Here is a 13,257-nt window from a genome sequence, read left to right as displayed (position 1 = left end):
GTTTTTAAGTTTTGTAGGGACTTTATAATCTCCGTTTTTATTCATCTCTTATAGTTCAAATAGACTACTAAATGTCTTTGGTAGTTTTCACAAAAAAGTGACTCTAATATCTAGAGTCACCTGCAAATAAAATAAATTGAGACTTTAGAGGTAAAAAACCTTACTTCTCGGCTTCAGCAATAGGTACCCATTCAGTGTGGAAACTTCCGGGTTTATCAAGACGCAGGTAAGTATGTGCGCCAAAGTAGTCGCGTTGTGCTTGAGTTAGATTTTGGGGCAAGCGATCGCGGCGATAGCTGTCAAAATAATCTAGGGAGGCGCTAAATGCGGGTACTGGAATTCCTACTGTTGCAGCTGTCGCAATCACTTCCCGCCAAGCAGTCTGTCTGTCAAGAATTGTCTGCTTAAATTCGGGAGCTAACAGCAAGTTAGGCAAAGCTGGATTTTCGCTAAAAGCCTTCTTAATCTTATTCAAGAAGCGAGCGCGAATAATACAACCACCTTTCCAAATCCGCGCCATTTCGCCCAGATCCAAATTCCAGTTATATGTTTTTGAAGCTGTGGATAGCAACGCCATCCCTTGAGCATAAGAACAGATTTTTGAGCAATAGAGAGCATCACGGACTTTGTTGATAAAGTCCTTGGTTTGCCCGTCATACTTGCCACTAGGGCCTGTGAGGACTTTCGATGCTGCAACCCGCTCATCTTTAATCGAAGATATAATCCGGGCATTAACTGCTGCTGTAATTGTGGGAATAGCAACTCCCAATTCCAATGCAGTTTGTACAGTCCAGCGTCCAGTTCCCTTTTGACCGGCTGCGTCAACAATCAAATCCACCAGGGGTTTATTTGTTTCTGGGTCAATATATGGGAAGATATTCTTCGTAATCTCAATCAAAAATGAATCGAGTTCATCGGTGGTGTTCCATTCAGCAAACACTTCATGTAGCTGAGTAGGATTTAATCCAGCGACATTTTTCAGCAAGTCGTAGGCTTCAGCAATTAGCTGCATATCGCCATACTCAATGCCGTTGTGTACCATTTTGACATAGTGGCCAGAACCACCAGGGCCAATGTAGGTTACACAAGGGCCATCATCGACTTGGGCAGCAATTTTGTTGAAAATTGGTGATAGAAACTCGTAAGAGCTTGTTGTACCTCCAGGCATCAGTGAAGGCCCATTTAGCGCTCCTTCTTCACCGCCACTGACACCCATACCAAGATACCGAAGCCCAGCGGGTTCTAATTCCTGAGTGCGTCGTTCCGTATCTTCAAACCAAGAGTTGCCACCGTCAATAATGATATCGCCTTCGTCTAACAAGGGTTTTAGTTGAGCAATCACCGCATCCACTGGCTTACCAGCTTGCACCATTACTAGGATTTTGCGGGGACGTTCCAATAAGGCGACGAATTCTTCCAAGGTAAAGGCGGCTTTGACGTTCCGTCCTGTGGCACGCTGCGCCATAAACGCATCCGTTTTTTCGCGGGAGCGGTTGTAAACTGCAATTGGGAAGCCATTGCGCTCCACGTTGAGAGCGATGTTCTCACCCATAACGGCTAATCCAATCACACCAAAGCTTTGTAGTGTCATAAAAAATTTCTGGCTAACTCTTGCAGATCCTTTACCTATAAGGGTAGTCCGATATTTTCCGTTCTCCCCTAAAGAAGACCTTAAGACTTGATATAAACGACAAAAATCCACAACTAACATGGATAATTAATTTTAAATTGTATCTAAATCAACAATTGACTGGCAAAATTTGCAAAATTGTTATTTGAGGGACTAGGGACTGGGGACTGGGGATTGGGGACTGGAGACTAGGAAATAATTTAATTCACTAAATTACTTTTTCTTCCTAATACCTAATAACCAGTACCCGATCCCCAGTACCCGATCCCCAGTCCCCAATCTCTAGTTAAAGGAGTAACCAAAAAATGCTGGCATTTGTCCTAGCTTTGGTGGTCGGTCTTGGTAGTTTAGCCATTTACATAGCAGCTTTCTTTTTTCCAGAAATCCATCGTAAGAATGACTTTATCTGGAGTGGTGTGGGACTTTTCTACGCTTTAGTTTTATGGGTGTTTGCACCACGCATTACTGGAGGTTTGTTGCTGGGTCATGTGGCTAGTGTGGCTCTTTTGGTCTGGTTTGGCTGGCAAACTCTATCATTACGTCGCCAACTGACCCCACAGGCACAACAAACCCAAGTACCCAGTCCTGAGACGGTAAAAACTGGCATTCAAGAACAGGTGAATAAGTTGTCCCTTCAGGAACGGTTGGGCCAGTTGCAAAAAGGTCTGGGTAGTACCTTCAGTGGTGCGAAAGACAAGGTGCAGCAGACTGTGAGTAAAAAAACACCCACAACCCCTAAGCCTGAAGATATTATTTCTGTAATATCAGAGCAACCTGCTGTTGAGATTATCGACAAAACTATTGTCATACCAGAACAACCAGTAGAGGAGACAGTTACTACTGACACCGAAGCAAAAACTGAGAGCGTACCGGAAGCGATTCCACCACATCCCCCATCTCCTGAATTGGTGGAAGCAGCACAACCAGATTTAGAAATTGAGGATAAGCAACCGATTCCCGTAGAAGAAATTGCGCCGGATGCGGTACTCGCCCCCCCAGCAGAACCGCCATCTGAAGAAATACCGCCTAATCAAGGTAGTTAAATTCTGTGAAACCCAACCTTAACCTAATTAGATGTTGGGTTTCACTATTTCCATCAGGCTATTTTAGGGCTAATTTCAAACGCTAAAAAGAAATTCATGTGTCCTAAAATCAATGGGGCGTTTCTATCTTTTTAAGCTAGAAATGCCTTCTCGCTTGGCTTGAGTACCCGTCGGAAACTGAAGTTCCCGCCTAATAACTAAAGTCTACTGAAGTAGACTCAAGATTTTTGGGGATATTTAGTCATCTTTAGATGACTTCGGCTATGAGCCAGGAATTAAAATTCCTGGTGGACGTGCAGTTTCACGTTAAGTTGACACCAATACGGCATCCCGTGCCCCTACACCTTGCAATATAATTTTGTACCGCATCTGAGTGGAAACCGCTATAAGGCAGGGTACTTAATGCACCGAGTTCTGGATTTACTTCAGTAAATGCAAATCTAACTTTATCAACCATGTGTTGCCGCTTTTTCTTCTGCTAATGCCTTCGCTAAAACAGCAGCAGCTTCAAAAGAATCATATAAGCCAAGACTAGCTACTTTGTCCTCAGCATCCAATGGAACTAAACTTGATTCCTTCAACAATTCGGCTGCCAGGAAATGTATTAGCAAGAGTTTATCAGTGTGGGATAATTCTTTAACTAGCGGTATGAGTTCGGTAAGAAGCATAAGTTAAGGCTTTAATGAATTTAGATAAATTTTAGAGTATAGTTTGGGGAACGCTTCAGACATCCTTATATTTTAAACCTGCTTCCAGCCTTAACCAGCGATCGCAATTTTATATTCCCAGCTTCAGATATTTATGCAGCGATCGCAGTATCATATCTCCGGGTTTAGACGATGAGATGAGGAGTTGCACTGGCGATCGGGGTTAGTTTATCAAGGAAATCAGGCAAAAATACTATAATTTGTGAGAAGCGTAATTTATACTACTCCTGAAGACGCAAAATGGCAGATGTTTCGTTAGAACCACTCAAGGTGTTTTGTTCCTACTCTCACAACGACGAACCCCTAAAGGATGAACTGGCTAAACACATGACTATGTTGGAAAAGCAAGGTCTTATTTCAACCTGGCACGATCGCAAAATACCATCTGGAAAAGAATGGGATCGGCAAATTAATGAAAATTTAAAGACAGCCGATATCATTTTATTACTAGTCAGTTCAGACTTTATATTTTCTAAATACTGCTGGGATGTTGAAGTTACCACAGCAATAGAACGCCACGCAAATGGAGAGGCTTGTGTCATTCCAATTATTCTGCGAAACGTTTTTTGGCAAGATGCACCATTTGCTAAACTACAAGCTTTGCCCAAAAATGCCCAACCTATTAAGTCTTGGAGTAATCAAGATGATGCATTCACGAATGTAGCTCAGGGAATTAAGTTTGCGGCTGAACAAATAATTAAGGAGCGTGAACAAAAACGGGTAAGCAGGGAAGCCGCAATAGCTGAGTATCGTTCTAAGGCTGAAGAATTTGCGTCTGATGGCGAGATTTCTCTGGTGGAATCTGACATATTAAAAGATTTACAAGAAAAGTTAAAATTAACAGATACAGAAGCTAGTGCAGTTAGAGAAAAAGCATTAGAGCCTTACGGTATATATAAGAAAAATCTAGATAAATACAAGCAATACTTGACAAAGTTTGTAGATGAACAAGGATATCCGTTGCGTGAAAAATCCGAAGCTGAATTAGAGAAATTTCAGAAATACTATCTGCTTAAAGATGGGGATGTAGATCGCTTAAAGAAAGAACAAGAAGTAGAGCATCAAAAACGACAAGCAGGTGGACGCACCGAGTTTTTTACAGAAAATCTGGGTAATGGTGTAGTTCTGGAGATGGTTGCAATTCCCGGTGGTAGATTTTTCATGGGTTCGCCAGAGAGTGAGCCAGAAAGAAGTGGCGATGAAAGTCCACAGCATCCTGTTAGCATTCAACCCTTTTTCATGGGGAAATTTCCAGTAACTCAGAGTCAATGGGCATCTGTTGCCGCTTTACCCAAGGTTAATATTGATTTAAATCCTAAACCATCCTATTTTAAAGGTGCTAATCGACCTGTTGAACAGGTTTCTTGGGATGATGCAATTGAGTTTTGCGCTCGACTATCTAAAAATACTGAGAAAACCTATCGTTTGCCCAGTGAGGCAGAATGGGAATATGCCTGTCGTGCGGGAACGACTACACCGTTTTATTTTGGCGAAACGATTACGACTGATTTAGCTAATTACAACGGCGATTACGTCTATAATTCTGGCCCAAAGGGCGAATATCGTGAGCAAACAACAGATGTAGGAAAATTTCCTGCCAATCCCTTTGGTTTATTTGATATGCATGGTAATGTATGCGAATGGTGTCAGGATGAGTGGCACAAAAATTATAACGGAGCGCCAACAGACGAAAGTGCTTGGTTAGTTGATAATAATAAATTTCGGCTTCTGCGTGGTGGTTCGTGGGAACATAATCCCAGGAATTGCCGCTCGGCGGTTCGCCGCTATTACGGGCGTGAAAATTGGTACTACTTTGTGGGTTTTCGGGTTGTGGTGGTTCGAGGCAGTACTCTTCTATCTTAGAACTTGTGAATGGGAATCAACAATTCCGGCTTTAAACTGGAGTTTAAACTAAGCCATACAAAATCACCCAGCAGGGCTGAGTTAATCAGAGACTTCGCAAAAGTATGAATAATCTTAGGTACTAAACAGCGGCAGATGCTTCTTTACGTGGTCGTGTTACTGTTTTTTTAACATAATTGGTTGTCTGCTTCATCTTTTAAATTAGGTCGCCAACAGATATGCGTAGGTGTAGCCAGTCGTAGAGATCGCATTACGAATTACGCGCAGTGCTACCAGCCTTCAACTTCGGATAAGCAATCCGTTTGTGATGAAATTGCTGCCAAACATCCACAAATATTTGAGCAATTTGTGACATTTCTTCTCGTGTTAGCCCTGAATCTACGAGTTGATTATCTTGCCATTTGGCACGCAGGATATTATTTAGCATTGTTAAAGCTTGTTCACTGGAGACATCTTTAACTGATCGCTTTCCTTCTCCAGAGAGAGACGAGCCGCGAAGGGGACGCTTACCTGAATCTGACCCTTGGAGCGATCGCAACGCCGCTTCACAAGAATCTGCTAACATCACAATTCCGGTTTCCCGTGATTGCGGAATTGGGCCATCGTAGCGAAAATCTGCGTCGTCTACTGTTAAACTTGGATCTTCCTGAGCCATTTGCAACGCTTGGTGATGGAAATAAGCAATTAGCATCGTTCCCTGATGCTCTGGAATAAAAGCTTGAATTGCTGTCGGCAAAAGGTGTTTCCGCGCCATCACCAACCCTTCAGTTACGTGCTTTTTGATAATTTCTGCACTCTTCCAAGGATCTTTAATCTCTGTATCATGTTTATTCGGCCCCCCCATTTGATTTTCAATAAAGCCAAGAGGGTCGTGCATTTTACCAATATCGTGATACAGTGTGCCAGCCCTGACTAGCTCAACATTGCAGCCTAGTTCTTTGGCAGCAGCTTCCGCAAGGGTAGCGACAAGCAGCGTGTGCTGAAAAGTTCCGGGAGTTTCAGTAGCGAGTCGTTTTAATAAAGGGCGGTTAGGGTTCGCCAGTTCTGCTAGGCGGATTGGGGTAACTAAATCAAAAACTTTTTCTAGATAAGGACTCAACCCTAAAGCAACAACACTCCAACCTAAACCGGATAAAGCAAATAATCCGGCTTCTCGGAGGACGATATACCAAGTTGAACCAAAGGCTTGACCAATTAAGATTTTAACAGCCAGGTAAATACCGCCCTGAGTTAAAGCGATCGCAATACCCAATAATGCCAATTCTTCACGCGATCGCAATCGTTGGGCGATGTAACTACCTAATATTCCTCCGCCTACACCAGCTAAAAGGGCAGCCTTGCTCATATCCAAGCTAATTCCTAATATCGGCAACAGCAGTCCGACAACTGTCAACCCTAAAGTGGGGCCGTAGAAACTTCCCAACAATAGACCAAGGGCGCTCCAGGTGGTATAGGGCAATCCGAGTGTGATTACTCCTGGCACACTTAGAGTTAGCAATAATACTAATAGGCGATCGCGTTGTCGCAATTCGTGATCAATATGCCGTTCTACCCAGACAAAAATGCCAATAGCGATCGCAATAACAGCTGCTAACTTCACTAACTCGTGCCATTTTACCTCCCGACGAATTAGGTGATAATGCTCCAGCACCTCAAAGTTCCATGCACTAATCTGCTCTCCTTTTTTGACAATTACCTCACCACGCTGTACTTTTACCATCACCGGTGGGATACCCGCAGCAGCCTTTTGAGCATTTTCTCTCGTTTGTTCCTCATCGTTTTGTAGATTCGGCTTGAGTACAGCTAACAAAAGTTTGCTTGCTAAAGGTTCAGCGGATTCTGGTACAAAAGTCTGCACTTGTAAGCTCACCGCATCTTGTATGATATTTCGTGGCAGTCCCAGTGGGATGCCTTGGGTAAGAATTCGCTCTATACTCTGATAAATTCCCATTTGTGTTTTTTCCCACTCCGCATCTGACAAATCCAAAAGGAGAGATTCTTCATATACTGCTTCTGGGCTAACACTCTCCAACTGTAAAAGTTTGGCAGTGGCTTGGGTAAATTTTTGGCGGGTTTGGGAAATTTTGGCAATCAGTAAGGACAAGTTTTTCTCAGAAGTGGCGATGCCGTAAGATTCTAGTTCTGCTTTTGCTTGAGCAAAGTTAGTGTTTTGAGAAAAATCAACTGTCTGTGTCTCTTCTGGACTCTGGGAATCAGATTTAGGTGGTGTTGTGTGCGGCTGGCGTTCCTGATTAGGAGCGGCTATCAATGATGAACGGAATGAGGTGGTAGTTTGTCCTATTCCTTTCTTCTGCTGATTTTTACTATTTTCTAGAGCCAATAGCAGTGCTTGCCATTCTGGGTTAGGACAGGAGCGGAGGTAATTCTGGATAGAGATGGACAAAACTAGAGGATCAAAAAAAGGAAAAGCTCCAGCAACGGCACGAATTTCGTTGCCATCATTGAGAAATTGTTGCAATTTTTCCTTGATTTGTTCGTTTATTCGCACATTAACCATCAACACTTGTAAGGAGCTTTTACTGATGGCTTTACGCTCGGCTTCTGTTTGTTTCTGATCTTCGATGCTAGCTGTGTAAGGCGCTGTAAATGTTTGGGGCGCGGGACTTCCTACTTGGAGTTGAGTTTGATTGTATAATTTATATCCAATAACCCCTGTGAGGGACACTACAGCGATCGCTAAAATCACCAAGGAACGCTGTTGATGTAACCATTCTAAACCGGCTGTATAAATACCACTCTTAGTTTTGAGCGATTTTGCCTTTAACCTTAGTGCTCTTTCTTGTTTTCGGCGTTCACTTTTTTCATTGGTTTTTGATAAGAACAGGAATAAATTTGTGGCCATAGTCCTGATAAGTTCCCTTCTATGGCTTTTACTTTTGGGACTTCTCATTAACTTTCCCTTACGGCGTAGTGCTTTGTACTGTCGCCGCCAGTGAGTCAATTGCTGGGTCAATAACTGCAAAAATTGCTGCATTTTCATCATCTTTGCCTGCAATTGCCGACTTTGATAGCTCAAAAAAAGACAATTATCAGGGAAGTTTGCTCTGTGGCTGCTGCAACTATGGTGGTGGGGCTTTTTTGTTGCCGATTTACCACAATAGCTACCTACAGAATCAGTCCGAGAGTTTACTGAAAAATTCTAGTATATAAGACTAATGCACTATGGCAGAAATTTGCTTACCTTGAATAAGGTCTTAAGCCCCTTATTTGTCATTGAAGGAGGTAGGAGGCAGAAGGTTTTTTCACTTATAGAATTCAAACCCCTCCTGAAAAAGAGCCACCAAATTGAAAATTTGGAGTTCTTGTCTTAAACCCTTGCTCCATTAGGTCGCGGGCTGTTACAGATAGCGCAGCGGTAGCGAGTCTGCGAGCGTCGGGCAGTTTTCCTCCTGCCTCCTGCCCTCTGCCTCCAGCCTTCCTCGATAATTGAGATTAACGCGACCGAATAACGCGAGGAGCTGCATAAACTGAAAGCAGAGCCACCTCACATTCCTCCTCTGTTAACTCCGTTGGATTTAGAGCTAGATTATACACTCCTGACCACACCGCCACAAATGCATCGGTCAATTCTAACATTTGAGAAAAGCTAGTTAGTCCCCATGCTGGAGAATTCCTCTGCAAGAGCAAGACTTGCCAATTTACGGGAATTCCACCTGTACCATTATATGCTCCTGATAAAGCACCAGTAATTGCACCTGTAGCCTGTGAGATTAGAGGCGTAGCATCTTGCACTTTCGTATTGCCATTGTGAGTAGCCTGCAAAACTGCAAGGCGAAAATCTTCCAAGGTACTTAAAAAGCAGTAAAATGCCATAGCAATAGTGTTACTGAGTTTTTCTTTCTTAGTAAACTCAGCTTGCGCCCTTGACAATCCAGCCCCTTGTTGCAATAAATTCTGAACTCTTAATAATTTTGTTGGTATTGATGTCGGTGTTTCTCCGAGAAAAGAAACCGTTTGCGGGATTAGGGTTAAGGGGTCGAGTTTTTCGGTTAGGGCAAGAGCGATCGCATATCCTACTGCTAGTGTTCCATCCCTTACTACTGGGTCATCATCCCAAATTTTTAGCACACGCAACAAGTTTTGTCGTAGCTTAATTGGATTTTCGTGAAAAAAGAGTGCTACTGGTAGTGTGGAAATAATTATTTTTATTGATATGTCATCAGTTTCTAGTAAATGAGGAGATTCTTGTTGCTGACGCCTTATCCAATCATCTAAATCTAACCTACCCAATGCTATCAAACTCTGGGTACCCAGAACCGCCATTCTGCCCAAATCTAGGTAATTCTCAAACTGTACTTTACCATTAGAGACTAAATTTCCCCCCAGGAATGCTCCGAGTAAAGTACCTTTAAACCGACTTATAGGAGAGTAACGCATAGAATTTTGGATTTTGGATTTTGGATTTTGGATTCTGTATTGAAGAATTTAATCCAAAATCTAAACTCGAAAATCGATTCATTTTTCATTCTTTACGTTTTGTCTTTTCTTAAATGATTCACTAAAGCTTGTAAGCCCAACAAGTAACTTTGGACGCCAAAACCACTTATTTGCCCAATCGCGACTGGAGCGATGTAAGAATGATGGCGAAAATCTTCCCGGCGGTAAATATTGCTCAGATGTACTTCTACTGTGGGCAAGTTAACAGCAGCGATCGCATCTCGCAATGCCACACTTGTATGGGTGTACGCCCCTGCATTAATCAAAATTCCCTGATATTGCCCTAATGCCTCATGAATAGTATCTACTAAAATTCCTTCATGATTTGACTGCAAAGGAAAAACTTTCGCCTGTAACTTGAATCCTTCTTCTTCTAACAGGCGGTTAATTTCGGCTAGTGTCAAGGAACCATAAATTCCTGGTTCTCGCTGTCCTAGCAAATTTAAGTTTGGCCCATGCAATGCCAGAATGCGTAAGGGTTGTAACGTCGAGTTGACCACTGTGATTTTAGTGGCGACGACGCGAGCGATCGTTTACAGGAATCGGAATCAGTTCCGGTTCCGGTTCAGCCTCTGGCCCTAATAGGCTCTCAATAAGCCTACGAGCTAATTCCTTAAGCTTTTCCAGCACCTTTTCTATATAGTCCATGAACTGACCGCTCCTGAGATACTACCTCAATTTTGATTAACAGGTACGCAGAAAATAGTATACTTTCGCACCTCTGGCTTCCAATCGGGCTGATACACAATCCCGCATTTGGGACATAAACCACTTCTAAAATTTGGCGTTGTGTTTTCCCTTACCTTTTAGACTATCACACTTGCAACCTATCGAACTGTATCCTATCAAGGATGAATATTAAGGGTCAAGAGTCGGACTTTGGACTCTTGACTTGCAACTAGCTTTCTGTCGCCTTTTTTTTCGCAGCAGTGGTTGATGATTTAGCAGTTGACTTAGATTTGGAACTCGTTGATTTACTCGTTTTACGAGTCGATTTTCCAGTCGATGCCTTAGCTGCTAACAAGTTCAGCGCCTCAGCCAGGGTTATATCTTCTACTGTTTGACCTTCTGGGATACTGACATTAGTTTTGCCATGCTTGATGTAAGGGCCATAAGGGCCGTCGTAGATGTTAACTGTTTCTCCGTCCTCTGGATGCGTACCCAATTCGCGTAAGGCTGCCTTGGACTTGCTGTTGGTGGAACTGCGCCCTTTTTTTGGTTCGGACAATAATTCTAAAGCCCGTTCTAAGCTAATTGCCAATACATTATCAGCAGCTTTCAGGGAGCGGTAATCTTTCCCCTCCTTGCCTTGGTCATGAACAACATAAGGGCCAAAGCGTCCCAAACTTGCTTGGATTTTGCCGCCTGTAACTGGATGAACTCCCAATGTTCGGGGTAGTGCCAACAGACCAACAGCCATTTCCAGGGTAACGGTTTCTGGGGTGACACCTTTGAGTAGGGAGGCTTGTTTCGGCTTGGGGTTTTCATCGGTTTTGTCACCCAATTGGACATAAGGCCCATAAGCGCCAATTTTTACATAAATCGGTTCGCCAGTTTCGGGATGCCTACCTACCTGGTCAGGGCCAGTGATTTTTTGCCGCAGCAATACTTCTACCTGTTTGGGGTCGAGGTCAGATGGTGTCAGGTCTTTGGGAATTGAAGCGGTGATAACTCCTTCACCATTTTCGACTTCAATATAAGGGCCATATTTCCCAATGCGGACTTTGGCATCTAAATTTTCCAGTTCCACAGTCCTAGCTTTGGTGGCATCAATTTGACTTTCCCGTTCTTTTACCAGGGTTTCTAGCCCTTTTTCTCCCAAATAAAATTGCTGCAAGTAGGGCAGCCATTTGGCTTCACCTGTGGCAATGTCATCAAGGGTTTGCTCCATCTTTGAGGTAAAACTGGGGTCAACGATGTCTGGAAAATGTTTTTCCAGCAAGTCGGTGACGGCGAAAGCAGTGAAGGTGGGAATGAGGGCGTTAGTCACCAAATGGGCATAACCCTTGTCGATGATTGTGCCAATGATGCTGGCGTAGGTACTGGGACGACCGATACCTTCGCTTTCTAAGGTTTTCACCAAAGAAGCTTCGGTGTATCTAGCTGGCGGTTGAGTTTCGTGCCCGACAGCTTCCAATTCTGTACAATCGGGATGATCTCCGACTTTCAGATTTGGCAAAATTACTTCCTGGTCTTCCAGTGCTGCTTCCGGGTCGTCTGAACCTTCGACGTAGGCGCGTAAGTATCCTGGAAATTCAATTCGTTTGCCAGAAGAACGGAATCCAGCATCCTCGACTTGCAATTGCACGGTAATTTGAGTTTGGCGGGAATCAGCCATTTGACAGGCGACAGTCCGCTTCCAAATCAAATCATAAACGGCAAGTTCTCGACCGCCCAAAGCAGTTTCTTGGGGCGTGCGGAAAGTGCTACCCGCTGGACGAATTGCTTCGTGCGCCTCTTGTGCGCCTTTAGATTTGGTAGTGTATTGCCGGGGTTGGGGACTGAGGTATTGTTGACCGTAGAGCTTTTCTACACAACTCCGAGCAGCTGCGATCGCTTGATCTGACAAATGTACCGAATCTGTCCGCATATAGGTAATATACCCTTGCTCGTACAAATTCTGGGCAACCCGCATTGTGTCACGGGCTGAAAGGCGCAGTTTCCGGTTAGATTCTTGTTGCAGTGTCGAGGTAGTGAACGGTGGCGACGGTTTGCGCGTCACTGGGCGTTCCTCAATGTCGTTAACATTCCAGGTTTTCCCAGTTAGGCGTTCCTTGAGCGCTACCGCTTGTTCTTCGTTGAGCAACAAGACATTGCGACCTGCGGTAATTTGTCCGGTCGTGGCGTCAAAATCGCTGCCGTTAGCGATTTTGGTTCCTCCCAATGTGATCAACTGGGCAGCAAAGGGGGTTTTTTCCTTTGACAAACTGGCTTTCAAATCCCAGTACGTACCCTCATGGAAAGCGCGGCGTTGGCGTTCTCTAGTGACTAAAAGTCGCACGGCTACAGATTGCACTCGCCCAGCAGATAATCCCCAGGCGATTTTTTTCCATAGCAGGGGAGACAAGGTATAGCCCACCAGCCGATCTAAAATCCGCCGCGTTTCTTGGGCGCGAACCAACTGCTCATCAATATTGCGGCAGTTTTTCAGAGCTTTTTTGATCGCTTCTTGGGTAATTTCGTGAAACACCATCCGCTTAGTGGGAACTTTTGGCTTCAGCAATTGGTATAAATGCCAACTAATGCTTTCACCTTCCCGGTCTTCGTCCGTTGCCAGAATCAGTTCATCTACATCTTTAAGGGCTTCTTTAAGCTGGGTGACAATTTTCTTTTTGTCTTTCGGGACAACATACACCGGTTCAAAGTCGGCGTCCACATTTACCCCTAGCTGCGCCCATGTTTCCCCCTTGACGGCGGCGGGAATTTCACTAGCCGACTGGGGTAAGTCACGCACATGACCCATAGACGCCTCCACCCGATAGCCTGCTGGCAGGTAGTTGCGAATGGTACGAGCTTTGGTTGGAGATTCGACGATGACGAGAGTTGACATGGAAAT

At 44.0% G+C, this 13,257-nt stretch carries 10 protein-coding genes; 2 read left to right on the top strand and 8 right to left on the bottom strand.

What is annotated here, in order from left to right:
• Positions 1 to 160: 160 nt before the first annotated feature.
• Positions 161 to 1,591, bottom strand: a complete 1,431-nt coding sequence (gene gndA / locus A4S05_RS00135) for an NADP-dependent phosphogluconate dehydrogenase (protein ID WP_069067810.1) — start codon at positions 1,589 to 1,591, stop codon at positions 161 to 163.
• A gap of 344 nt (positions 1,592 to 1,935) precedes the next feature.
• On the opposite strand from gndA, the gene A4S05_RS00130 reads away from it, so the two are divergent.
• A complete protein-coding gene (locus A4S05_RS00130) occupies positions 1,936 to 2,673 on the top strand; it encodes a Ycf66 family protein (RefSeq protein WP_069067809.1) in 738 nt (245 codons plus the stop codon).
• Between the two features lie 449 nt (positions 2,674 to 3,122).
• Here A4S05_RS00130 and A4S05_RS00125 read toward each other — a convergent pair whose 3' ends face one another.
• Positions 3,123 to 3,341, bottom strand: a complete 219-nt coding sequence (locus tag A4S05_RS00125; protein WP_069067808.1) for a hypothetical protein — start codon at positions 3,339 to 3,341, stop codon at positions 3,123 to 3,125.
• Positions 3,342 to 3,620: 279 nt separating this feature from the next.
• Here A4S05_RS00125 and A4S05_RS38385 point away from each other — a divergent pair, with 279 nt between their 5' ends.
• A complete protein-coding gene (locus tag A4S05_RS38385) occupies positions 3,621 to 5,243 on the top strand; it encodes an SUMF1/EgtB/PvdO family nonheme iron enzyme (protein WP_084226918.1) in 1,623 nt (540 codons plus the stop codon).
• A gap of 250 nt (positions 5,244 to 5,493) precedes the next feature.
• Here A4S05_RS38385 and A4S05_RS00115 read toward each other — a convergent pair whose 3' ends face one another.
• The 6 genes from A4S05_RS00115 to topA form a co-directional block, all read right to left on the bottom strand.
• A complete protein-coding gene (locus A4S05_RS00115) occupies positions 5,494 to 8,106 on the bottom strand; it encodes an HD family phosphohydrolase (protein WP_084226920.1) in 2,613 nt (870 codons plus the stop codon).
• 58 nt (positions 8,107 to 8,164) lie between these two features.
• Positions 8,165 to 8,290 (bottom strand): hypothetical protein, encoded by a 126-nt coding sequence (locus A4S05_RS42845; RefSeq protein WP_256090762.1) that lies wholly within the window; start codon positions 8,288 to 8,290, stop codon positions 8,165 to 8,167.
• A 406-nt stretch (positions 8,291 to 8,696) separates the two neighbouring features.
• Positions 8,697 to 9,641 (bottom strand): ADP-ribosylglycohydrolase family protein, encoded by a 945-nt coding sequence (locus A4S05_RS00110; RefSeq protein ID WP_069067806.1) that lies wholly within the window; start codon positions 9,639 to 9,641, stop codon positions 8,697 to 8,699.
• Positions 9,642 to 9,733: 92 nt separating this feature from the next.
• Positions 9,734 to 10,201 carry a type II 3-dehydroquinate dehydratase gene (aroQ, locus tag A4S05_RS00105; RefSeq protein ID WP_069067805.1) on the bottom strand — a complete coding sequence of 156 codons (468 nt, stop codon included), beginning with the start codon at positions 10,199 to 10,201 and terminating at the stop codon, positions 9,734 to 9,736.
• Positions 10,202 to 10,208: 7 nt separating this feature from the next.
• Positions 10,209 to 10,349: a hypothetical protein gene (locus A4S05_RS41155; RefSeq protein WP_012410890.1), complete on the bottom strand. Its 141-nt coding sequence runs from the start codon at positions 10,347 to 10,349 to the stop codon at positions 10,209 to 10,211.
• 250 nt (positions 10,350 to 10,599) lie between these two features.
• A complete protein-coding gene (topA, locus tag A4S05_RS00100; protein WP_069067804.1) occupies positions 10,600 to 13,251 on the bottom strand; it encodes a type I DNA topoisomerase in 2,652 nt (883 codons plus the stop codon).
• Between the last annotated feature and the right edge of the window lie 6 nt (positions 13,252 to 13,257).

Origin of the sequence: Nostoc sp. KVJ20 (assembly GCF_001712795.1) — a bacterium.
Taxonomy (GTDB): domain Bacteria; phylum Cyanobacteriota; class Cyanobacteriia; order Cyanobacteriales; family Nostocaceae; genus Nostoc.
Note: the sequence above shows the minus strand (reverse complement) of the source record. Positions and strands in the feature narration are given on the sequence as shown.